The organism is Brucella sp. TWI559 (assembly GCF_039674265.1).
GTDB classification, from domain to species: domain Bacteria; phylum Pseudomonadota; class Alphaproteobacteria; order Rhizobiales; family Rhizobiaceae; genus Brucella; species Brucella chromiisoli.
Genome location: NZ_JBDJNE010000011.1, coordinates 90,753 through 112,439 on the forward strand (window position 1 = coordinate 90,753; position 21,687 = coordinate 112,439).

Consider the following 21,687-nt stretch of genomic DNA (forward strand, 5'->3'; position numbering starts at 1 on the left):
CCTCAGATCCGCGCCGGCATTTCGCCGAGCATGCGCGGCTGGATTATGAAGGCGTCCGAGACAAGGCCGGGTCGGGGTGTGAGCGGCATGCGTTCGCCAAGCCAGATGCGCGTCGGTAATCCCACGACGGTGGCTCGGCGAAGCGCCTCGCGGTCGCCGGGCAGGGCTGCCAGCCGCGCGCGGATGTCCGCCTCGACGTGAGCGTCAAGGTCCTCACCGATGAAAACCAGCCTGCCTCGTTGATCTGCCAAAGCACCGGATTGGGGCCAGGCGCTGAGCCGCACTGGCGCATAGGCGGCCTCGTCGACACATTGTACCGCAACGGGTTGATCGAGACCGGCGACGCAGACGAGGCCCTTCACCCTGAGCAGCCGTCCAGCCCAGCGCGAGAGGATTTCACCCATTGTCACCGCAAAGCCACGCCACCCGACCGCTTCGTCCAGTGTAACGACAAAGCTCGAGACCTTGCCGGAGTGCGGCTCGCAGTGGAAGACGCTCTTGACCGCATTGCGCTGGCCGGAAAGCCAACCGGTTACGGCGGTGGGTGTCTGGCCGGAAACATAAAGTCCGCCTCCAAAAAGAACCTCTGGACTGGCCTCGCCATGATGGAGCGCAAAGCGTTGTGCCGTTGGGTTCAGCGCTTCAAGTTCCCGCTCCAGCGCGGTTCGCTCGGCGCGGCTGGCGAGATCGCATTTCGACAGCAACAGCCGGTCGGCAAGACTGACCTGCACCCGTGCCTCCCGGTGGCGGGCAATTTGCGCGCGGGCGCGCTCCGCATCAACGACGGTCAGCACGCCATCACAACGAAAGCGGGCGGAGACCAGCCGGTCCTCCATCAGTGCGCGCACTACAGGGGCTGGATCGGCAAGGCCGGTGGTTTCAATCAGCACCCGGCTCACCGGCGCGATCTCGCGTCGTGACATGCGCTCATGCAGCCGCATTAGGGCTCCCATCAAATCGCCCTGAACGGTGCAGCAGAGGCAGCCGGATTCGAGAATGACCAATGTGTCGTCCACGCGCTCGACGAGATGGTGATCGATGCCGACATCCCCGAACTCATTGATGAATATGGCGACGCCCGCCATATCCGGGCGCGCCGTGAGCGCATTGAGCAGGGTCGTCTTGCCGGAACCGAGAAAGCCCGTAAGAATCGTCACCGGCACCCGGCCACAGGCATTCTCACCGGAGAAATCGCTTTTTTTGTCCATTATTGTCAGTCCTCCCGAATGAGAGAGAAGCAGGATTCTTGCCACGTTGCGCGCAGCGGAAAGGTTGAGGCAGGAACAAGGGCTTAGCGAGAACATCGCTGACAGGCCGCATTTCAGAACCGTCCGGAAATCGGACGGTTGGCGTTCGGTGTGCGGCCAGTGGCCGGTGTGATGGCGCCGGGTGGGGGGCAAAGGCCGCAAAAAATGAATGCAATAAGCGCTTTTTTGATGTTAACCTCTCACATCGGCGGCGTCATGGCTTGGGAGAGCAGGCGGCTGGGGACCACTGTTTCAGGGAAGGAACGGTGGTTTTTGAGTGCTCTGGGGCCGCTGTAAATGGGAGGAATAACGACGATGACCGGCCAAGGTTCGCATCGGACATTTTCACGTCCGGAAAATGACGGCAAGATCATGTCTTCCTGGGAGCGTTTCATGGGCGGGCAGGACCCAGCCTCGGATGCGCTTAGAAGGCTGATCGACGACTCCTGGCGGCGCTGCCATGGCATTGTCGATCCTGGGCGTTCGCATGCGCCTGATCCAGTGGTCGAAGAGACGCTGCACGGTATACTCGGCGATAACCGCGACCTTGTCAAAGCCAGCACCCCGGTCATGGCGTCCGCACGCGACTTTCTGTTTGAAACCGGCACGGTCATGGTGCTGACTGATGCGGAAGGGGTGGTTCTGAGTGTGGAGGGCGATCCCATCTTGCGCGATCCGGCGGAGCGCATTCGTCTTATGCCGGGCGCGAACTGGAGCGAGGCTGTCTGTGGCACCAACGCCATTGGCACAGCGTTGCAGATCGGCCAGCCGATCCAGATTCATTCGGCGGAGCATTATTGTTCCGGAATCAAGCGTTGGTCCTGCTCGGCGAGCGTTATCCGCGATCCGGTGAGCGGTGCGATACTTGGGGCGATCGATATTTCTGGCCTGAGCGAGAGCTACAGCCGCCACACTCTTGCGCTGGCTGTGGCCGCTTCCGGGCGGATTGAGAACCGCTTGGGGCAGCGGGAGATGAAGCTGCGCTATCGGCTTCTCGATCATTGTCTTGAGCGGCTGCGCGCGCCAAGTGGCGATGGTCTGATTGTCTTCGACCGCTCTGGTCGGGCGATTAAAACCAATGATCGGGCCGCCTCGCTGATGGCAGAACTGGCCAAGGGGCGGGGCAGTCCCACGAGCGCGATCCGCGATCTGACGCTGCCCTGGCGCGAGGGGCGCGTGGCACCCGAAAATATGCCAGACTGGATCGATCACGACTGGATCGAACCGGTGCTGCTGGAAGGAGAGCGGTTGGGGGCGGTGCTGGTTCTGCCGGGTCGCAGCGCCGTTGTGCGCCGCGCGGGCCTGCGGGCCTTGCCACGTGGCGCTCCGGCTTGTGCCGACCCTTCGACCGTCTGATCGGCCATTCGACGTCCCATCTGCAGGCGGTGCGGCGGGCCCGCCTGTTGGCCAAGAGTTCAGTGCCGGTTCTCCTGCTTGGTGAAACCGGTGTCGGCAAGGATGCCTTCGCGCAGGCTCTGCATGCCGATGGCGCACAAGGATCTGGCCCCTTTGTCGCCATCAATTGTGGTGGCTTCTCCCGTGAACTTCTGACCAGTGAGCTGTTCGGCTATGCCGAGGGTGCCTTCACCGGCGCACGGCGCGGCGGCATGACGGGTAAGATCGAAGCCGCTGACGGCGGTACGTTATTCCTCGACGAGATCGGCGAGATGCCACTTGATCTCCAGCCGCATCTTTTGCGCGTGCTCGAAGCCGGAGAGGTTTACCGCATCGGCGAAAACCATCCGCGCAAGGTCAAGCTGCGGCTGATTGCGGCCACCAATCGCGATTTGAGGGCGGAGGTCGAGGCAGGCCGTTTTCGCGCCGACCTTTTCTACCGGATTGCCGTAACGACGTTGCGGCTGCCTTCCCTGCGCGATCGGGTGGGTGACCTTTCTGCGCTGGCGGAGTATCTCCTTGCCGAAATCGCACGCCGATACGAGATCCCGGTGCCGGGCATGCAGCCGAAGGTTCTGGAAGCCTTCCATCGTCATGATTGGCCGGGCAATATCCGCGAGTTGCGCAACGTGCTCGAAGGCATGCTGCTCGAAAGCGGTGGCGCGAGCCTTGCAGCCGATCACCTGCCACCGGAGCTTGCTGGCGCGAACCGGCAGGACATTGCCATTGGCTCACCAACTGCGGCCATAGGAACGCTGGTGCGTGCCGAAAGCGAGGCCATCCTTGCCGCCATCCGTCGCCACCAAGGCAACTTGACCTCCGCCGCGCGTGACCTCGGCATCGCCAAGAGCACGCTTTATGTCCGGATTGAGCGGCTCGGCCTGAAGGGAAGTGTTGATCTGATGCGCGGTTAATCGCGAGGAGCCGTTCTGCATGGTTCGAGCTAAGGGCGGGGTAATCCTATCCATGCCTTTCTTGCGATACTTCTGGCGCATTCTGTCGGTCATGTTGATCCGGGTGCAGCATCTGCATTCGTCACTATAAATAGCAAGTTGCTGGATATAATCGCGGCTATTACGCGGACAAATTATGAAGACCGCAGGCGAAGGCAGAAGCAAGGGATAAACAAAGCTAAGTCGTCGAAAAATATAGAGGCAGGCCAAAAAATAAGATGAGGAATGCAGCACTTCTAAAAATGCTGGAAAGTGGGGAAAAGTTGGAGCCGCTCGAAGCTTCAAAATTGCTGGAATCTACCTCGGTGTAAGGTGAATAGAGATGCCTCCTGCAGCCCTCATTTATAATAGATATCAATGGCGATATCAGGCGGTATATCTGTCAAAGAAAACGAAAGTGCCTCTGTTGACAGATTCCATATATCCAGTAATATTGATATATGGAAAATAATGATGCAATAACGGCTCTCGCCGCTCTGGCTCAGTCAACGCGCTTAGATACATTCCGTTTATTGGTGAAGCATGAACCTGACGGTATTCCTGCAGGAGAGCTTGCGCGCATGCTGGAAGTTCCCCAGAACACGATGTCTGCGCATTTAGCGACCTTGTCTCGTGCTGGTTTGGTGAGCAGCGAGCGCCAGAGCCGTTCAATTATCTATCGCGCTGATCTTGCGCGTTTTCGGGAGTTGACGCTGTTTATGATCAAGGATTGCTGTGGCGGGAGTGCCGAACTCTGCGCACCTCTCATAAAAAGCCTGACGCATTGTTGCGAACCGACGGTGGTTAAACAGTAACACGAAGCCTACAAATCTGGTCTTCGAACAAATGGACTGATGAAATGACAGATAGGGTTAATAGCGTGCACTTTTTGCGCACGGACAACTTCGCATGTTCAATTTTCGGTGCGACAATCTGGAACGCAGGGGAGAAATAATGTCTACATTCGAACGGTATCTGACCGTCTGGGTAGCGCTTTGTATTGTCGCTGGTGTTGCGCTGGGGCATATATTCCCTGAATTTTTCCGCCTCCTTGGCTCTGCTGAAGTCGCAAACGTGAATATTCCGGTTGCCGTTCTCATCTGGCTCATGATTATCCCAATGTTGCTGAAGATTGATTTCAGCGCCTTGAGACAAGTTACCAAGCATTGGCGAGGAATCGGCGTCACGCTGTTCATTAACTGGGCTGTCAAACCTTTTTCAATGGCGCTTCTCGCCTGGCTATTCATTGGCTGGCTGTTTCGCCCTTACTTGCCTGCGGGTCAGATCGATTCTTATATTGCGGGCCTGATTATTCTTGCAGCCGCCCCTTGCACTGCGATGGTGTTCGTCTGGTCCAATCTGACAAAGGGCGAGCCGCATTTCACGCTTTCGCAAGTTGCTCTGAATGATGCGATTATGGTGGTGGCCTTCGCTCCCATCGTTGGGCTTCTGCTTGGACTCTCGGCAATTACCGTCCCTTGGGACACACTCATTTTATCGGTGTTTCTCTATATCGTTATTCCGGTGATTATTGCGCAAATCCTGCGACGGACTATTCTTGCGCGTGGGCAGCAATCCTTCGATGTAATGCTGAAAGTATTACAGCCTTTGTCGCTGGTTGCACTTCTCGCCACACTCATTCTGCTGTTTGGTTTTCAGGGAGAGCAGATCATCGCGCAGCCCATGATCATCGCGATGCTGGCCGTCCCGATCCTTATTCAGGTCTACTTTAATTCGGGCCTTGCTTACGTTCTGAACCGGCTTTCGGGAGAGCAGCACTGCGTTGCCGGACCATCCGCATTGATCGGCGCTTCTAACTTCTTTGAACTCGCTGTAGCAGCGGCAATCAGTCTGTTTGGCTTCTCGTCTGGTGCAGCACTTGCAACGGTTGTGGGCGTTCTCGTTGAGGTGCCCGTCATGCTGTCCGTCGTCTGGATCGTTAATCGTTCCAAAGGCTGGTACGAGCGTGGCACCAATCAAAAGCCCGCCAACGAAACAGGAAAATTCGAATGACCGTATTAATCTATCACAATCCGAAGTGTGGTACATCGCGCAATACTCTGGCAATGATCCGTGCCAGTGGTGAAGAGCCTGTCGTGATTGACTATCTGTTAAATCCGCCATCGCGTGAACGACTGATCGAGCTGTTAAGGTCGATGCAGATGACGCCACGACAACTGCTTCGAGAAAAAGGCACGCCTTATGCGGAGATGGGTTTGTCCGATCTGAAGTGGACGGATGATGCGCTGATCGATTTCATGATGGAGCATCCCATCCTTATCAATCGACCAATCGTGGAAACGCCATTGGGCACCAAACTTTGCCGTCCATCAGAGCGTGTTCTTGACATATTGGAGCATCCGGTTTCGTCTTTCACCAAAGAGGACGGAGACGTGATTATTTATCAAAAAAACTCTGTCTAACGCTGCCTGTGAAACCTCAATCAGAGGCGGGTTGCATCTTCGAATGCCTCCCGCTTAGCCTTCAGATAAAGATTGTCAGCGTCACAAGTTGTATTTGTAGGAAGATAAATTCATGGCATTTAGCCCTTATAACCAAGAGTAAATGAGCGTGCATTACGGCCTTGTGTGCTAAGCTTGAGAGTGTCTTACAAACACGTCAAAGCACGATAAGCTTCAAGGCTTTTCAAATAAAGTGCCGTTCGTTCCAAGAGCGCGCTTTACAGCAGCGCGTGCCGAAGCCATGTCAGGCATGCTCCAATTTGGTTCACTGCCCAGAAACTTATCCAGAAATGCAATTGCGTAAGCGGGGACTTCCGACACGTTTTCTTTGTAAGACCACCATGTTCGAAGATCATCTGCACATTGATCAATATCAGGCAAAGTTGCGAATTCCTGTTCATGAACAGCCGCAATCGCGCAGATGCAATAATTTGTATAGAGAAACCCTTCCGGCCAGAAGCTGATAATTTCGTACATCTTGGCAGAATCGCCGGTTGCATGGCGTGGTGGTGAAATGACTTTGGCCGGTGAAAGACGAATAAGCTCCCGTAACACCAGCCCCGCCGCAAAAGTGATGAAATCATTGCGATCTATTTTGGCAAAACGCTTGTTTTGATCGACAATCTCAACCCAGTTGAGAAAAGCCTCTGTCAGCTTCTTTTCATCAATCTCATATTCAACGTCATAGAGCGTATGCAACAAGCTCGCATGCTTGCGGAATGTCGCGCGAAACCAGCGCAACTGGCGCAATCGATGCCGAAGATCAGGCATTGAAGCCATTTGTTCTCTGAGTAGCAAATCCATGTCGCGAACGACCTCCCGTTTGCAAATGATACTATGCGAAACCAATTGAAAAGTCAGGTCCTATTCGCTTTCAGCCACCTCTAATAATTATACATATTGACATACAAGAAAACAAATGTTCTCTATTTGCAGGATGAAGAAGCGGGAAAATATCCCGCTCGCTCTTCGTGGGAGGAGGAGAAAATGGCAATCTGGCAGTGGGCCTTATTGGGTCTGGCTATGCTTTGGGGCTTTCAGTCTTTGGGCGTCTGGTTTCAGATGCGCCACTATTCCGATGTCATGAAAGGGATCACTTCAAAGTATTCGGACGGCTTTGTGGGGGCGGGGCATGTACGCGCGCGTTTCGGCAAAGGCGTTATCGTATTGATTGTTGTTGATCGTAATCAGATTGTCCGGCGCTTTCTGCAAATGAGCGGACGAACAGTTTTTGCCAAATTTATCCGACGCGAAGGTTTTGAGGGAATGCGCCTGAGCGAGTTGCAGGACAACCCTGAAATTGGAGAAGGAAAGCCTGAAGTGGTGGCTGCTACCAAACAGGCGATGGAGCAGATCGGTCGCATCAGCGATCAGTCCGATGGGATCGAACTCGCGGGTCTCAAAGCAGTGGGAGCATAGGAGTTGCTTGCCTGAAACAAGCAATCGAGGAGGAACAATGTCGATAGTGACAATGTTGGCGCAACATGCCGACACAACAATGCAATCTATACATTTGGCCGGAAGCATGATTTCGGATGCCGCCCTGCATGGAAAACATGCAGCGGAACACGCAGGAAATGATCTGCTTCAACTGGCTCAGGCGACAACGACCGCCCCCGCTGATGCCGGGGCTGCCACAGGCACGGGCGGCATTTCAGTCGATCAGTTCAAAGAGCGTTTGCAGAATGTTGCACAGGAAGAACAGCTTGGCTGGCTGGCTTCAATCGGGAAGCACTTCATTGGTGTGTTCCAGAAAGGTGGCGAGGTTTTTTCGGGCTTTGTGACGGGTATCATCCCGACGCTGGTCGTGCTGATGACCGCATTTTACGCGATCACGGAGCTGGTCGGTGAAAAGCGCGTTCATGGCCTTGCACGCAGTGCGGGTCGTATCGCGCTTACCCGCTACACTGTTCTGCCTGTTCTTGCGGTTTTCTTCCTGACCAATCCGATGGCCTATACCTTTGGCTCGTTTCTGGATGAGAAATATAAGCCAGCTTTTTATGATGCTGCTGTTTCTTATGTTCATCCACCGCTGGGTCTATTCCCGCACATTAATCCCGGTGAATATTTCGTCTGGGGCGGCATTCTGGTCGCGCTGCTCGAACTTGAGAAAAAAGGCGCGGTTCCGGTCGGTTATCATATCAGCGTGGCCATCTGGTACGCGATTGTCGGTCTTCTCGTCATCCTTCTTAAAGGCATGCTCACAGAACGCATCACCATGATTATGGCGCGGCGTCAGGGCATCGAACTTTAAACGGAATCCGGGGAGGATATCATGGTAAAGACCTATAAGGCAGTTAAGATTTCCCGCGGTTCCAATGGCTGGGGTGGGCCACTGGTTATTCAGCCAACCGAGCAGCGCAATAAAGTTGTTTCGGTCACAGGCGGCGGCATTCATCCGCTCGCCCGACGCATTGCCGATCTCACCGGCGCTGAAGCCGTTGATGGATTTCGCACGCCACCCATTGAAAGCGAAATGGCGGTTGTCGTTGTTGATTGCGGCGGCACGGCGCGTTGCGGCGTTTATCCGCGCAAGCGCATTCCAACCGTTAATATCACACCGGTCGGCCAGTCAGGACCACTGGCTCAGTTCATAACCGAAGACATTTATGTTTCCGGTGTGAAGCCCGAAGACATTGTGCTCGCGGATGGGTCAGAAGCAAGCGCATCTGCAACATCAGCCCCTGTTGAAGAAGAGGAAAAACCGCAGCCTGTCGATCTGCCAAATGATGGCGGCATTGTCGGTATGATCAGCAGCATCGGCCGCGTGATGGGTCGGGTGGTCGGTATCTTCTTCCAGGCGGGCCGCCGCACAATCGATCAGGTGGTCAGAAACGTGCTGCCGTTCATGGCGTTTGTCACGATGCTGATCGGTCTGATCCTTTATACAGGTATTGGCGATATTCTCGCCCAGCCGCTTGGCCCTCTTGCCAATAACATTGCGGGCCTTTTGGTCCTGTCTGCGATTTGCAGCCTGCCGTTTCTTTCACCCATTCTGGGGCCAGGCGCTGTTATTGCACAGGTCGTTGGTGTGGCGATTATCGGGCCACAAATTGCCAATGGCACCATTGCACCGGCAATGGCTTTGCCTGCTCTGTTTGCTTACAACGCTCAGGTTGGGTGTGACTTTGTTCCTGTTGGTCTGGCGCTTGGAGAAGCAAAGCCGAAAACCATTGAAATTGGTGTTCCGGCCGTTTTGATCAGCCGTCAGTTTATGGGCCCGCTTTCCGTTCTGATTGCCTGGATTGTCAGCCTTGCAGTGCTTTAAAAACGGTGGGCCTGCTCTTAAAAGAGAGCAGGTCCAATCCAAGCTTATGAAAAATCAAAAGACCAGAATGAGAATACCGAGAAAGGACCATCTATGTCGATACATCTGAAAACGCGGATTACCGCGATCGGCCCGGAGGTTGCAGATCTCGCCGAAGGCGGTGTTCTGATCCTGTTTGCAGACGGCTCACCACCTGAACTGGCAGAGGTATCTGTTCTTCACGTGGTCGAAGAAGGCCCTGAAGCAGGGGCTCCTGCAATTGGAGCAAAGATCACCATTGGCTCTCTTAAAGCCGAGATTACTGCCGTTGGCGAAAGTGCTTGGCAGAAGGTGCGTGAAATCGGGCACGTTGTGATTTCTTTCACGGGTGCGAATTCAACGGATCGCCCGGGTGAAATCTGTGCCAGCGAAATAGCAGGCGAAGACCTTGTCGCTGCTCTCAAAGAAGGGCAGATTATCACCATCGGCGGCTAGAACTGGCCGTTTTTCGGATAAGAATTGCGTGTTAAAACAGACAGTTGAAACGACTTTGGCGCGATAGACGTGAAATCGTTTTAGATGTCGATTTGAGGCTTACATAAATGGAACGCTCGACTATCGTCCGGGTGCATGAAGGGCTGCATGCGCGCCCAGCAACGCGCTTTGTTAAACTGGCCAAGGGCTTTGAGAGTGACATCGAAATTGCCAAGGCCGGGAAAAGCGTCAGTGCCAAAAGCTCCGTCAAGCTGATGCTGCTTGGCGTGAAAGAGCTTGATGAAGTGACCGTTCGTGCCGATGGAGCCGATGCGATTGAAGCCATTGAGGCTTTGATCGGGTATCTTGAAAACCCACAGGCGGGCCTTGAAGAGGCAGCCAGCCCGATTGCCTCCACTTCCCCTCAAGTCACAAGCACTCCTCAACCTGAGATCAAGAGCGAGCTTCCTGCAGGTCAGATAAAGGGCGTTGGGGCGAGTGAAGGCGTTTCCTTGGGGGCTGCGTTTGCGTTTTTTCCTGAAGAGATCAAGCCTTCGGGTCGAAAACTTTCAGCATCCGAAATTGATGCAGAAATCGACCATTTCAAATCTGCAATCGCAACTGTTCAACAGCGCATGGATGCGTCGTTGTCGGGTGGAAATCTGGCCGATGCCGACAGGGGCATCATTGCTGCATTAAAAGATATTGCCGCGGATGATAGCCTGTCCGATGAAGCGCTTGCGCTTATTCGAGGTGGCCTTGACGCTATTTCGGCCATGCTTGCGGCAGCGTCAACGGTTGCTGGGCAATTTGCGGCACTGGATGATCCGTATCTTAACGCGCGCGCAGATGATGTTCATGCCGTCAGCCGCCAGATTTGTCTGGCTCTGCTTGGCAAGGAAGACATCAATTTGGAAGGTTTGCCGGAAGGCTCGGTGCTGATCGCTGAGGACATCGGTGCGTGGGATCTGGCGCGCGCACCGCTTAAGAAGATCAAAGGCGTTGTCTGCGGCCATGGCGGGGCAACATCGCACGTGGCCATCATTGCACGCACGCACGGCATTCCGGCGGTTCTTGGCCTTGGCAGTGCAGTTCAACATCTTAAGAATGCGAAAACCGTTGCAGTGGATGGAAGCCACGGCATCGTTCATGCCGACCCGGATATAGCCACCCGCAACGAAATTGAGGCGCGCATTTCCAAAGCACTCCAGGAAAAGCAGGCACTGGATGCTTACCGCTCCATCACGCCGCGTCGTGCCGACGGTACAATCATTGAAGTCGCAGCGAATATGGGCGCGCTGGAAGAGATTGATGTGGCACTCGAAGCGGGTGCGATGGGGGTTGGATTGTTCCGCACCGAGCTTCTGTTTATGAAGCACATTCACCTGCCTTCTGAAGATATGCAGACGGAAACCTATGCGACGCTTCTAAGAGCTTTCACCCCAAACCCTGTTATTGTCCGCACGCTGGACATTGGCGGTGACAAGCCTGTTGCCGGAATCGAATTTCCAGATGAGGAAAACCCTTTTCTTGGCTGGCGGGGCATTCGCATGTGTCTCGACCGCCCGGATGTGTTCAAACCACAACTGCGCGCACTGTTGCGTGCAGCTGTGAATGGCAATCTCAAAGTCATGCTGCCTATGGTATCGGATGTTGAAGAAATCCGTGCAACCAAGCGCCTTATTGCGGAATGCATCACTGAGCTGAACAGCGAAGGCAAAGCTTTTGCCGCGTTTGTCCTTGGCGTAATGATCGAGACGCCTGCGGCGGTTTTCGCTGCCCGAGAGCTTGCAAAAGAAGCGGCTTTCTTCTCCATCGGCACCAATGATCTGACACAGTATGTGATGGCTGCGGATCGCCTCAATCCAACCGTTGCAAAGCTTAACGATGTTAGCCATCCGGCTGTCATGGCTGCAATTGAGATGACCGCAAAAGCGGCAACAGAGGCCGGCATCATGGTGGGCATGTGCGGTGAAGCAGCTGGAAAGCCGGAGCTTATAGGCGAGTTTATTCGCATGGGACTGACCGAACTCAGCATGAGCCCTGCTTCCATTCCCCGCGCGAAAAAGCTGATTGCAGATATGTTTGGAAGCTAAACCTCGTCTATAAGGGACATGTTAAAAACAACGGTGCTATCCGTCTAGCACCGTTGGGTAGCATAATCTTAACTGTCACTTGCGCAGTTCAGCTTCAATCTCATCGAGCGTTTTATCTTTGCCAATACCGGTTAAAAAAGGAAGCCCCTTTATGACAGGTTTGGTAACAGACGCAGAAATGGGGGTTGTGGAAACGATAAAGTCCACATTATCAGCAAGGGACGGCACTTCCGTGGCTTTTGCCTGTTGAGCATTGAAGGTCAAACCGCGTTTTTTCATCTCTTCAGTGACAGCAGCATTGACTGCAGTTGATGTCGCAACACCGGTTCCGCACGCGAAGAGAATTGTTTTCATTTTAGCCATGTTTTCCTCCATATGACTTTTGCAGCCAACAAAATGTGCAGTCTTTATTGTAATGCGGTTGTAATGTCTTCAAAGCTGCATGCTGCTTTGAGCCTGTCGAGGGCATCAGCATCCTGAATGGTTGCCATGATCTGCTGCAAGGTCTCAATCTGTTGGTCCTTGTCATTGATCGCGAGCAGAAAGACATATCCGACCGGAACTGTCTCTTCCGGATCTTCCATATTGGCAAATGCAATCGGCATTTTGAGCGTTGCAAATGCAACACCGGCCTTGATCACGTGTTCCGGGTCAGTATGCGGCACCGCAACATTGTCATCACGCTCAAGCGGCAATCCGGTTGGCATCGATAATTCACGGCTTACAACTGCATCTGCGTAGCTGGGCTTTACATAGCCCAATTTTTCCAGCTTGCCTGCCAGAATGCGGATGATCTCTTCATTGGTTTTTGCGTCACTCTGAAGCTCGATTGCGTGTGGATTGAGATAATCAATCAGACCAGCAGCCATTCCATTCTCCATTTGGAAACGACCGCACGCCTGCTTCGACGTGCGGCTTTGATTATATTGCAAAATTGGCAGCCGAGGTCAGGCGGCCTTTTCTTCTGCGGGTTCGTCTTCGGCACCCGCCGCACGTTCCCATGCGAGTGTGTTGCGACGATAGAGCATGAACAGCACTGCAATCACAACCGCAATCACTGCGACGCCAAGCGTACCGCCAAGCCAGCTGATTGTTTTGATGATAATGTCTGGAACCCACAGGAACCCATCGACCACGGACGTAATCTGCAAGGCATTTTCTGGCAACTTGAAGCCTGACGAGACTGCCGCACTGGTAAAGAGTGGCGCGAGCGCATTGGCAACATAGAAGCCGATGGTCAAAGTCACGGTCCCCACCACAACCATGCGGAACACATTGCCTTTCAGAAGCGGAGCCGTCATTGCAACGATAAACGGAATAACCGCAAGATCGGCGAACAGGATCACGCGATTGCCCGGCAGAATGACCGAAAGGATGATCGCAATCGGCACCAGAATGAGCGCAGACGAAATTGCTGCGGGATGCCCGATCAGGATGGCCGAATCGAGGCCGACGAGAAGTTCGCGGTCGCCTGTCCGCTTACGCACAAATTCCTGTGCAGCATCGGAAACCGGCAACAAGCCTTCCATCAGGATTTTGACCATGCGAGGCAAAAGCAACATCACCGCTGCCAGCGTCATACCCGTGCCCAGAACCTTGGCAAGCACCGTGCCAAAATCACCCGCATTATAAAACGCTATTGTTCCAAGCACGAGACCGATGACCAGCCCCATAACAACGGGCTCACCAAACACACCAAAGCGGCGTTCAATGGTTTCGGTGTTGATGTTGATTTTATTAATGCCGGGAATGCGGTCCATGATCCAGTTGAGCACAATAGCAATCGGCAAGATCTGCGCAGAAGCCAAATGCGGCACAGACACACCCGGAATGCCGTAGAACTGTTGCACCGCGCGTGCCGACCAATCGGCAAACAACAAGGACAAGGCTGCAACAAGTGCTGCAACAATAATGCCATAAGCGATGTTATCCGTTGCAGCGACAACCAATGAGCCTACGAAAGCAAAGTGCCAGAAATTCCAGACATCGACATTGAGCGTGCGCGTCCAACGCATCAGCAACAGGGCGATGTTGACCAGAATTCCAACTGGAATAACCCACAAGCCCACCGATGAACCAAAGGCAATGGCCGCAGCGGACGGCCAGCCCACATCGACGATATCACGCTTGATGCCAGTGTTGGTGACAATTGCCTGAGCCACTTCACCGATAGAGGTGAACATCAGGCCCAGAACCAGATTAATACCGATGAAAGCGACACCGATGGTTATGGCAGCGCGGAAGGCTTTACCGACTTTCGCGCCCAGTACCACCGCAATAATGAAGATGACGATAGGCAATAGAACCGTTGCCCCAAGCGTATCGACCGCCGTTTTTAGTCCGCTCAGAAATGCGTCCATTTAATTCTCCTCCCGCCGGAACACTCCCAAAGTGCGCCGAGCTACCAGAACGCCATTATTAGCTTGCACGTATCGGCGTTTCAAAATCTGAATTGCGCGAAACAGCAGAACTTTTGTATTCTATAACAAACTAAAGTCTAATAACAAGCCGCCATTAACGTTCGCGTGCCGACGTATCATTGTGAACACTGGTATTGACTTAAAAACAAATGTTCATTAATTGATTGTGCATCAGAGGAGACTGCGAGAATTTTGCAGAGACGTTCAGGAGGAAACGATGGCAACCAATGTGGCGTTGACAGGTTTGGCGCGTGATATGCAGGCGCGGGCGGATAGTGGGCGACCAATCCGCATCGGACTGATTGGCTCCGGTGAAATGGGGACGGATATTGTCACACGCGTCGCACATATGCCTGGCATTGAAGTGGGTGCTATCTCCGAACTGCGTATTCCCAATGCGCTGAAAGCCGTCGATATTGCCTTTCAGGAAGAAGGCCACGGTCGCGAAGTTTCGACCGCTTCCGATCTGACTGCTGCGATGGAAGCGCATAAAGTTGCTGTAACCGACAATGCCAATCTGATCCTCGAAAACGATCTTATCGATGTTGTGATCGATGCAACCGGCGTTCCGGCCGTCGGTGCCGAGATCGGCCTGCGTGCCATGGAGCATGGCAAGCATCTGGTTATGATGAATGTTGAAGCAGATGTGACCATCGGTGCTTATTTGAAAGCAGAAGCCGAGCGCCTTGGCGTCACCTATTCGCTTGGCGCTGGCGACGAGCCGTCATCTTGCATGGAGCTGATTGAGTTCGTGTCCGCGATGGGCCATCCGATTGTGGCTGCGGGCAAGGGCAAAAACAATCCGCTCAACATCGATGCCGTGCCCGACCAATATATGGAAGAAGCCACGCGCCGTAATATGAATGTGCGTATGCTGGTGGAATTCGTCGATGGTTCAAAAACCATGGTCGAAATGGCTGCCATTGCTAACGCCACGGGACTTGTCCCGGATAAAGCCGGTATGCATGGGCCTGCCGCAACGCTCGACCAGCTCAACAAAACGCTGATCCCCGAAAAGGATGGCGGGGTGCTGTCCAAAGTCGGCGTTGTTGATTATTCGATCGGGAAGGGTGTGGCACCCGGCGTGTTTGTTGTCGCTGACATGTCGCATCCGCGTATTTCCGAGCGTATGGAAGATCTGAAGATGGGCAAGGGTCCATATTTCACCTTTCACCGCCCCTATCATTTGACGTCTCTCGAAGTGCCGCTGACTTGCGCGCGCGTTGTTCTTTACGGCAAGCCGGACATGGTTCCGCTGTCAAAGCCGGTCGCAGAAGTGGCGGCGGTCGCAAAGAAAGACATGCAGCCAGGCGAAAAACTCGATGCCATTGGCGAATATTGCTATCGCGCATGGATCATGACTTCGAGCGAAGCACGCAGTGCACATGCGATCCCATGCGGACTTCTACAAGGTGGCAGCGTGACCAAGCCGATCAAGAAGGGCGAGCTTATCACTTACGACAATGCGGCCGTGGCTCCGGGTTCCAAGATTGCCGAACTGCGCGCGCGTCAAGACAAGCTCGTTTACGGAGCGTGAGGACAAAACATTATGGTTCAAGCCAAAAAAGTCGAACCGCAGGATACGGGCGACCGTCATAACTTGCCTTATGCATTTCGCACCTATTCGCCGGAACAGCTCAAAGAAGCACTGCATAAAATGTATCTGATCCGCCGTTTTGAAGAAGGGGCGGAAGAAAGCTATACGCGCGGTCTCATTCACGGAACGATGCACCTTTCCATTGGTCAGGAAGCGAGTGCGGTTGCGTCTTGTCTGCCGCTCAATGATGATGACATGATCACATCGACCCATCGCGGCCACGGCCATTGCATCGCCAAGGGTGCTGACGTGAAGCGTATGTTTGCCGAATTTTTCGGCAAGGAAACAGGCTATTGCAAAGGCCGTGGCGGCTCAATGCATATTGCCGACGTTTCCAAGGGAAATCTCGGCGCAAACGGTATTGTCGGTGGTGGCATTCCAATTGCGGTGGGTGCTGCGCTTTCTGCCAAGAAGCAGAAAAATGGCAAGGTTGTCGTGTCGTTCTTCGGTGACGGTGCTAACAATGAAGGCGCTTTTCACGAAGCGCTCAATATGGCTGCTGTCTGGAAGCTGCCCGTTATTTTCATTTGTGAAAACAACGGCTACGGCATGTCCACCTCGACAAAGCGTTCGACCGCTGTTGCCAATGTAGCGGACCGCGCCTCGGCCTATAACATGCCCGGCGTGATCGTGGATGGCAATAATCTGTCGGAAGTGGCAGAGGCAGTCAATGAAGCGAGCGAACGCGCACGGCGCGGCGAAGGGCCGACGCTCATTGAAAACAAAACATACCGTATTCGTGGGCATTCCAAGAGCGATCGCAACCGCTATCGCACCAAGGAAGAAATCGAGCATTGGCAGAATGATCGCGATCCAATCGCGCATTTTGAGGCTGATTTGAAAGCCTATGGCTTCATCAATGATGCCGAGATCGAGGACATCCGCGCTCAGGTGGAGAAGGAAATCGCTGAGGCGATTGAGTTCGCCAAGAACAGTCCGGCACCTGATCTGACCAACCTGACCCGCGACGTTTATACGGATGATATTTAAACATGGACACAACAATCCGTGAGTTGAGCTATTCGCAAGCCATCCAGGAAGCAATGGCAATTGCCATGGAACGCGACGAGCGCGTCTTCCTGATGGGTGAAGATATTGGCGTCTATGGCGGCGCATTTCAGGTGACTGGTGATCTGGTGCATCGCTTTGGCGAAGACCGTGTTATGGATACGCCTATTTCCGAACTGGGCGGTGCAGGTGTCGCGGTCGGTGCAGCATTGACCGGTATGCGTCCGATTTTTGAGTTCCAGTTTTCTGACTTTGCAGCACTGGCGATGGAACAGATCGTCAATCAGGCTGCAAAAATCCGCTATATGCTTGGTGGTGCAGTTTCGGTGCCGCTGGTTATGCGGTTTCCGGCAGGGTCGGGAACGGGTGCTGCGGCACAGCACAGCCAGAGCCTTGAAGCATGGCTTGGCCATGTGCCGGGGCTCAAAGTCTTACAGCCTTCAACGCCTTATGATGCCAAGGGCATGTTGCTTGCGGCCGTCGAAGACCCCGATCCAGTCATGATTTTTGAGCACAAGCTGCTCTACAAGACCAAAGGTCCGGTTCCAGAAGGTTTTTACACCGTGCCAATTGGCAAGGCAGAGGTGGTCCGTGAAGGCCGTGATCTTACCATTGTCGCAACGGCAATCATGGTACACAAAGCCCTTGATGCCGCTGCTGAGCTTGCCAAGGAAGGCATTGATGTTGAAGTGATCGATCTGCGCACAGTGCGTCCGATTGATCGCGAAACCATTATTAAAAGCGTCAAAAAAACGTCAAAACTTCTCTGCGTTTATGAAGCGGTCAAGACGCTTGGTATTGGCGCAGAAATATCTGCAATTGTGGCGGAAAGCGATGCCTTCGACTATCTCGATGCACCAATCGTGCGTCTTGGCGGGGCCGAAACGCCAATTCCTTATAATCCCGACCTTGAACGCGCGACCGTTCCACAGGTGCCTGATATCCTGAAAAGCGCTCGTGATCTGGCTAAAGGAGTGCGCTGACCATGGCTGTGGAAGTCATTCTCCCCAAGGTCGATATGGATATGGAGACGGGGCAGATTTCGCGGTGGTATGCCAAAGATGGCGATACGGTCGCGAAAGGTCAGCTTCTCTTTGAAATCGAGACCGACAAGGCCGCAATGGAAGTCGATGCACCAGCATCGGGCATCCTTGCAGATATCAGCGCTGCGGAAGGAACGGTTGTTCCTGTCGGGCAGGCAGTTGCATGGATTTATGCCGAAGGCGAAGAGCGTCATGCCAAATCAGCGCCCGTCGCTCAAGAAACGATTGTTGCGGCACCCATAGAAACAGCCATTGCGCCAGCCGCTCTGGAAAAGGTTGAACCTGCATCTTCGCACGATGATCAAACGGCGGCAGCCAATGATGTGCGGGCAACGCCGCTTGCCCGTCGGCTGGCGCGGGAGGCAGGCATTGATCTCTCGTCTGTTCAGGGTTCAGGACCGAAGGGCCGCGTGCAGAAGAAGGATGTTGAAGGCAATCTCAGCGTCGCAAAGATGCCAAGTGCTGCTGTCGCTGCGAAACCTGCTTCAAGAAACAATGCAGAGCCTGCCACTGCGGGACAGCTCAATGCCGTCTGGTTGCGCGAGGGAGAAGCTGGCCGTTTGCCAGTTGTTCTGATCCACGGCTTTGCCGCTGATCTTAATTCATGGCGTGGATTGTTTGCTGGCGTATCGCTTGGCCATCCGATCCTCGCTCTCGATCTTCCGGGACATGGCAATTCACCACGGGTCGTTCCTGAAAGCATTGACGACATTGCCGCAAGCGTGGAGGCAACGCTCGCAGCATTGGGCGTAACATCCTGCTTGCTGGTTGGGCATTCGCTGGGTGGTGCGGTCGCGACTGTCACCGCTTCACGCGGTGTTATCGATGTGCGTTCTTTGCTGCTCATCTCGTCAGGTGGTTTGGGGCCGCAAGTCAATGCTGCGTTTATCAACGGTCTTATCGGCGCGAAAAGCGAAGCCAGCATCGTTCCCTGGCTGAAGCTTCTCGTTGCCGATGAGAGCCATCTGACGAAGCCGTTCATCAATGCGACCATCGCTCAGGCGGCGGACGCAGAACTGCGCGAAACGCAGGGCGCCATTGGTGCGCGGTTCTTCGCAGATGGCACACAGACCTTTGACGTTCGCTCAAGCATTGCTACGCTTGCAATGCCGGTGCGGCTTATCTTTGGTGCGCAAGACCGGGTGATACCCGTCGCCCATGCGCATGGTCTGCCGGGAAAAGTGGGCGTCCACATTTTCGCAGGCTGTGGGCATATGCCACAAATCGAAGAGCGGGCTGCGGTGCTGCAAATTTTCAAAGAATGCGCAGCCGCTGCCAATTAGAGCGTGTTTCAAGCTGATTGGATCAGATCGGCACTCTAATCGTACAAAAGCACATCGTTTGGCGACGATGTGCTTTTTTGTTTTTAATCAGACTGCGCTTTGTCTTTGAGCATCTGCGCAGCGCTTTCCTCATCCGTGATGAGGACTGTCGGTTTGAGAAGCTTGACTGCGCCAAGCAGCGCTGCGATTTTCTCCTTGCCGCCCGATGTCAGAATCCGTTGCGGCGTCTTCTGAAGGCTCTCGATTTTCGCCGACATGACACGGTCATGCACCGGATCATCAACGATCTTGCCGTTTCTGTCGTAGAAGTGGAACAGCACGTCACCGACGGCACCATTTTCAATGAGCGATAGTTTCTGCTGCTCATCAATCAGGCCCACACGATATGATGTGCTGCTGGCTGTCTGAATGTCACCGACACTGAGCAGGACCATGTCGAGGTCCTCGGCCATATCCAGCACAGTATTCAACCCGCAGCGCTCAATAAGTGCAGTTCGGGTTTCCCTGCTATCAACAAGCGCCGGGGCAGGAATGAGATAACCCTCGCCCTGAAAAATCTGTGCAAACTGCCACGCAAATTCCGGTGGGTTTGACCGTCGTGGCTGTACGATGCCACCCAGCAGAGAAATGACCTTCAAGTCATTGAGCGGGCGTGCACCGATATGCTGCAGGGTGCTGGAAAGGGTACGCCCCCAGCCCACGCCAATCGTCATGCCGTGCTGCACTTTTTCCGAAAGATAGGCACCGGTTGCCGCGCTGATTGGTGGAATCGGGTCAATGTCCGACGAAGAAAGCGGCGCAACAATGGCGCGCTCAAGACCAAAGGTCTTTTCAAGCTCAACTTCCAGAGATGTCAGACTTGCCAGCTTGCCCTCAATGGTAATTTTTACTTCATTGCGCGCACGGGCATCAGCAAGAAGGCGGACGATTGTCACACGACCGACACCGAGCGCTTCCGCAATGTCATTCTGCGTCATTTGTTCAACGTAATACATCCACGCAGCGCGTGTTCTCAATCGGCTTGTACGGTTTTCGGCCGCAACCCCTTCAGACCCAACGATAAGGTCTGCCGCTTCCGGTTTTTCTTTGGTCTTCCTGGCGGCCTTTTTCAAAACTATCCCTCAAATTAATGGTGCAATACAGCGTTATCGAACTGGTGTTGTTATACCTAAACTATTGCTTTTCCACGCAGAGGCAAACAATAATTCCTATGCATTGTCCATTCTGTTATCATGGTGCTGCAGGTGAGGAAAACAAACATGTTACGCATTCTTTCCGAAGAAATTGCAGTCAACCTAAAGGACCGTCTGCGCGAGGCTCGATATATGATCCGGCGCAATCGTCATGAAAGTTTGCAAACAGAACGGCCGTCTCCGCGACCCGGTGAAATTGTATCTCCAGAATTGCTGCTGGGACATGCCGCGAGCATGATGGACAAGGCGCTGACAACGGCTGAAACAATTTCGATTTCGTTGATTTCCTCTGATCCGAAAGCACATAGCGGCGCCCCGCATGTGAAGAGCCTAGCAATTTATTTTGGTGGCTCGGCTGAGGGCGTGCGGGCTTTCCGCAAAGATATGTATTACCTCACGAAAGAAGTGCTCCGCCGTCATAAGTTGCAAAATATGCTGATCCAGGAGGCTGTCTTTTTAACCGTTCATGAAAAGGTAATGCAGAACCATGCTGCTTTATTGAAAAATGTATTTTCAGCTGAAGCAGGTGAGAAGAAAATCGCGGCAACAGCCAAAGTTGTTGCAGCTATTTTTCTGCAATTGCTTGCCGAAAGACCTGTGCGGTTCATTTCGCTCAATAGCCATTGTGACCCAAAGGCTTTGCGCCGGTTTGAAGCCGCGTGTTTTGCCGCAGTCAGTGTTGCTTGTGGCTTGATCACCGTTAAGGCGGCGGATCTTGCTGGCATTGATCCTTTGGAAAGCGCTATTCTGGCATTGGATGTGCGCGGGGAGCGTCTCATTAAGGCGGCAGAAGATTGCGATCAGGCCAATCTTGAAACTCTGTTCCAGACCCTCATTACGCATCTTCCATGAAATAAGAGCCCACCGTGTTACACGTCAAGCGCCATTGCGCTAGCATCACGCATTTTGCGTTCAAATAATGATCTTTTTGCGCATCTCGGACAAACCTGTGAAATACAGTACATCACATGCAGGTTTTCTGACATCCGCAATTATGTGCTTGCCGCGTATCAGAACGCGATCACGATTGAACGCAGTCACATCAACAGCTTGGCAATCCGTCCTTTGCCGAGCAAATCCAGTTCTGGTAGCCCTGCCAGCAAAAAGCACGCCGTGTGTAGTCCAATCCCTTTGAACGGGGTGAGGATTTGCACCTTGTTGGCACGGTCTTTGTTGGATTGTCCGACCTCAGCGCCTTTGAGACAAAACTGGTTTAATTAAGAAGAGAGGATTTTCGGCTCATCATAGCTTTATCAAAGGACGCAAAGATGAGACAGAAACCCGTTCCCC

At 53.7% G+C, this 21,687-nt stretch carries 21 protein-coding genes; 15 read left to right on the top strand and 6 right to left on the bottom strand.

Annotated features, from left to right (window positions below):
• Positions 1–2 precede the first annotated feature (2 nt).
• On the bottom strand, positions 3–1,208 hold the full coding sequence (locus tag ABE530_RS14245; protein WP_499694927.1) for a CobW family GTP-binding protein: 1,206 nt from the start codon (positions 1,206–1,208) through the stop codon (positions 3–5).
• 354 nt (positions 1,209–1,562) lie between these two features.
• Between ABE530_RS14245 and ABE530_RS14250 the strand changes: the two genes are divergently transcribed.
• The 5 genes from ABE530_RS14250 to arsC all read left to right on the top strand — a co-directional run bounded on the left by ABE530_RS14250 (position 1,563) and on the right by arsC (position 5,997).
• The gene (locus ABE530_RS14250; RefSeq protein WP_499694928.1) at positions 1,563–2,603 is read left to right on the top strand and encodes a sigma-54-dependent Fis family transcriptional regulator; all 1,041 of its coding nucleotides are present in this window, start codon (positions 1,563–1,565) and stop codon (positions 2,601–2,603) included.
• Between the two features lie 47 nt (positions 2,604–2,650).
• Complete coding sequence (locus ABE530_RS14255; RefSeq protein ID WP_499694929.1) at positions 2,651–3,556, top strand: sigma-54 interaction domain-containing protein; 906 nt, start codon at positions 2,651–2,653, stop codon at positions 3,554–3,556.
• 479 nt (positions 3,557–4,035) lie between these two features.
• A complete protein-coding gene (locus tag ABE530_RS14260) occupies positions 4,036–4,389 on the top strand; it encodes an ArsR/SmtB family transcription factor (RefSeq protein ID WP_499694930.1) in 354 nt (117 codons plus the stop codon).
• Positions 4,390–4,528: 139 nt separating this feature from the next.
• Positions 4,529–5,587 (top strand): ACR3 family arsenite efflux transporter, encoded by a 1,059-nt coding sequence (arsB, locus tag ABE530_RS14265; RefSeq protein WP_499694931.1) that lies wholly within the window; start codon positions 4,529–4,531, stop codon positions 5,585–5,587.
• Entirely contained in the window at positions 5,584–5,997 is a 414-nt protein-coding gene (gene arsC / locus ABE530_RS14270) for an arsenate reductase (glutaredoxin) (RefSeq protein WP_499694932.1), read from the top strand. Before arsB ends, arsC begins: the two co-directional genes overlap by 4 nt.
• 213 nt (positions 5,998–6,210) lie before the next feature.
• On the opposite strand, the gene ABE530_RS14275 is transcribed toward arsC, so the two are convergent.
• Positions 6,211–6,840, bottom strand: coding sequence for a hypothetical protein (locus ABE530_RS14275; RefSeq protein ID WP_499694933.1), 630 nt, complete (start codon positions 6,838–6,840; stop codon positions 6,211–6,213).
• A gap of 183 nt (positions 6,841–7,023) precedes the next feature.
• Here ABE530_RS14275 and ABE530_RS14280 point away from each other — a divergent pair, with 183 nt between their 5' ends.
• The 5 genes from ABE530_RS14280 (at position 7,024) to ptsP (ending at position 11,853) form a co-directional block, all read left to right on the top strand.
• Complete coding sequence (locus ABE530_RS14280) at positions 7,024–7,455, top strand: transcriptional regulator GutM (RefSeq protein ID WP_499694934.1); 432 nt, start codon at positions 7,024–7,026, stop codon at positions 7,453–7,455.
• 37 nt (positions 7,456–7,492) lie between these two features.
• A complete protein-coding gene (gene srlA, locus ABE530_RS14285; protein WP_265985899.1) occupies positions 7,493–8,290 on the top strand; it encodes a PTS glucitol/sorbitol transporter subunit IIC in 798 nt (265 codons plus the stop codon).
• Between the two features lie 21 nt (positions 8,291–8,311).
• Positions 8,312–9,304, top strand: coding sequence for a PTS glucitol/sorbitol transporter subunit IIB (gene srlE / locus ABE530_RS14290; RefSeq protein WP_499694935.1), 993 nt, complete (start codon positions 8,312–8,314; stop codon positions 9,302–9,304).
• Between the two features lie 93 nt (positions 9,305–9,397).
• Positions 9,398–9,778 carry a PTS glucitol/sorbitol transporter subunit IIA gene (locus ABE530_RS14295; RefSeq protein WP_265985896.1) on the top strand — a complete coding sequence of 127 codons (381 nt, stop codon included), beginning with the start codon at positions 9,398–9,400 and terminating at the stop codon, positions 9,776–9,778.
• A gap of 107 nt (positions 9,779–9,885) precedes the next feature.
• Positions 9,886–11,853: a phosphoenolpyruvate--protein phosphotransferase gene (ptsP, locus tag ABE530_RS14300; RefSeq protein ID WP_499694936.1), complete on the top strand. Its 1,968-nt coding sequence runs from the start codon at positions 9,886–9,888 to the stop codon at positions 11,851–11,853.
• A gap of 75 nt (positions 11,854–11,928) precedes the next feature.
• On the opposite strand, the gene ABE530_RS14305 is transcribed toward ptsP, so the two are convergent.
• From ABE530_RS14305 to ABE530_RS14315, 3 genes are all read right to left on the bottom strand, one after another.
• Positions 11,929–12,216 (bottom strand): PTS sugar transporter subunit IIB, encoded by a 288-nt coding sequence (locus ABE530_RS14305; protein WP_265985882.1) that lies wholly within the window; start codon positions 12,214–12,216, stop codon positions 11,929–11,931.
• 44 nt (positions 12,217–12,260) lie between these two features.
• Positions 12,261–12,722, bottom strand: a complete 462-nt coding sequence (locus tag ABE530_RS14310; RefSeq protein ID WP_265985883.1) for a PTS sugar transporter subunit IIA — start codon at positions 12,720–12,722, stop codon at positions 12,261–12,263.
• 78 nt (positions 12,723–12,800) lie between these two features.
• The gene (locus ABE530_RS14315) at positions 12,801–14,213 is read right to left on the bottom strand and encodes a PTS galactitol transporter subunit IIC (RefSeq protein WP_265985884.1); all 1,413 of its coding nucleotides are present in this window, start codon (positions 14,211–14,213) and stop codon (positions 12,801–12,803) included.
• A gap of 277 nt (positions 14,214–14,490) precedes the next feature.
• Here ABE530_RS14315 and ABE530_RS14320 point away from each other — a divergent pair, with 277 nt between their 5' ends.
• From ABE530_RS14320 to ABE530_RS14335, 4 genes are read left to right on the top strand one after another with little or no spacing between them, the layout of a single operon-like run.
• Positions 14,491–15,810, top strand: coding sequence for an NAD(P)H-dependent oxidoreductase (locus ABE530_RS14320; protein WP_499694937.1), 1,320 nt, complete (start codon positions 14,491–14,493; stop codon positions 15,808–15,810).
• Positions 15,811–15,822: 12 nt separating this feature from the next.
• Positions 15,823–16,860 (top strand): thiamine pyrophosphate-dependent dehydrogenase E1 component subunit alpha, encoded by a 1,038-nt coding sequence (locus ABE530_RS14325; protein ID WP_499694938.1) that lies wholly within the window; start codon positions 15,823–15,825, stop codon positions 16,858–16,860.
• 2 nt (positions 16,861–16,862) lie between these two features.
• The gene (locus ABE530_RS14330; RefSeq protein WP_396998745.1) at positions 16,863–17,861 is read left to right on the top strand and encodes an alpha-ketoacid dehydrogenase subunit beta; all 999 of its coding nucleotides are present in this window, start codon (positions 16,863–16,865) and stop codon (positions 17,859–17,861) included.
• 2 nt (positions 17,862–17,863) lie between these two features.
• Positions 17,864–19,204, top strand: a complete 1,341-nt coding sequence (locus ABE530_RS14335) for an acetoin dehydrogenase dihydrolipoyllysine-residue acetyltransferase subunit (RefSeq protein WP_499694939.1) — start codon at positions 17,864–17,866, stop codon at positions 19,202–19,204.
• Between the two features lie 83 nt (positions 19,205–19,287).
• Here ABE530_RS14335 and ABE530_RS14340 read toward each other — a convergent pair whose 3' ends face one another.
• Positions 19,288–20,316, bottom strand: a complete 1,029-nt coding sequence (locus tag ABE530_RS14340; protein ID WP_265985893.1) for a sugar-binding transcriptional regulator — start codon at positions 20,314–20,316, stop codon at positions 19,288–19,290.
• Positions 20,317–20,463: 147 nt separating this feature from the next.
• Here ABE530_RS14340 and ABE530_RS14345 point away from each other — a divergent pair, with 147 nt between their 5' ends.
• Entirely contained in the window at positions 20,464–21,249 is a 786-nt protein-coding gene (locus ABE530_RS14345) for a hypothetical protein (protein ID WP_499694940.1), read from the top strand.
• Positions 21,250–21,687 lie beyond the last annotated feature (438 nt).

Bases quoted from the DNA above. Each gene is read 5' to 3' on its own strand.
- ABE530_RS14245 (WP_499694927.1), bottom strand. From the start codon at position 1,208: ATGGACAAAAAAAGCGATTTCTCCGGTGAGAATGCCTGTGGCCGGGTG.
- ABE530_RS14250 (WP_499694928.1), top strand. From the start codon at position 1,563: ATGACCGGCCAAGGTTCGCATCGGACATTTTCACGTCCGGAAAATGAC.
- ABE530_RS14260 (WP_499694930.1), top strand. From the start codon at position 4,036: ATGGAAAATAATGATGCAATAACGGCTCTCGCCGCTCTGGCTCAGTCA.
- arsB (WP_499694931.1), top strand. From the start codon at position 4,529: ATGTCTACATTCGAACGGTATCTGACCGTCTGGGTAGCGCTTTGTATT.
- arsC (WP_499694932.1), top strand. From the start codon at position 5,584: ATGACCGTATTAATCTATCACAATCCGAAGTGTGGTACATCGCGCAAT.
- ABE530_RS14275 (WP_499694933.1), bottom strand. From the start codon at position 6,840: ATGGATTTGCTACTCAGAGAACAAATGGCTTCAATGCCTGATCTTCGG.
- ABE530_RS14280 (WP_499694934.1), top strand. From the start codon at position 7,024: ATGGCAATCTGGCAGTGGGCCTTATTGGGTCTGGCTATGCTTTGGGGC.
- srlA (WP_265985899.1), top strand. From the start codon at position 7,493: ATGTCGATAGTGACAATGTTGGCGCAACATGCCGACACAACAATGCAA.
- srlE (WP_499694935.1), top strand. From the start codon at position 8,312: ATGGTAAAGACCTATAAGGCAGTTAAGATTTCCCGCGGTTCCAATGGC.
- ABE530_RS14295 (WP_265985896.1), top strand. From the start codon at position 9,398: ATGTCGATACATCTGAAAACGCGGATTACCGCGATCGGCCCGGAGGTT.
- ptsP (WP_499694936.1), top strand. From the start codon at position 9,886: ATGGAACGCTCGACTATCGTCCGGGTGCATGAAGGGCTGCATGCGCGC.
- ABE530_RS14305 (WP_265985882.1), bottom strand. From the start codon at position 12,216: ATGGCTAAAATGAAAACAATTCTCTTCGCGTGCGGAACCGGTGTTGCG.
- ABE530_RS14310 (WP_265985883.1), bottom strand. From the start codon at position 12,722: ATGGCTGCTGGTCTGATTGATTATCTCAATCCACACGCAATCGAGCTT.
- ABE530_RS14315 (WP_265985884.1), bottom strand. From the start codon at position 14,213: ATGGACGCATTTCTGAGCGGACTAAAAACGGCGGTCGATACGCTTGGG.
- ABE530_RS14320 (WP_499694937.1), top strand. From the start codon at position 14,491: ATGGCAACCAATGTGGCGTTGACAGGTTTGGCGCGTGATATGCAGGCG.
- ABE530_RS14325 (WP_499694938.1), top strand. From the start codon at position 15,823: ATGGTTCAAGCCAAAAAAGTCGAACCGCAGGATACGGGCGACCGTCAT.
- ABE530_RS14330 (WP_396998745.1), top strand. From the start codon at position 16,863: ATGGACACAACAATCCGTGAGTTGAGCTATTCGCAAGCCATCCAGGAA.
- ABE530_RS14335 (WP_499694939.1), top strand. From the start codon at position 17,864: ATGGCTGTGGAAGTCATTCTCCCCAAGGTCGATATGGATATGGAGACG.
- ABE530_RS14345 (WP_499694940.1), top strand. From the start codon at position 20,464: ATGTTACGCATTCTTTCCGAAGAAATTGCAGTCAACCTAAAGGACCGT.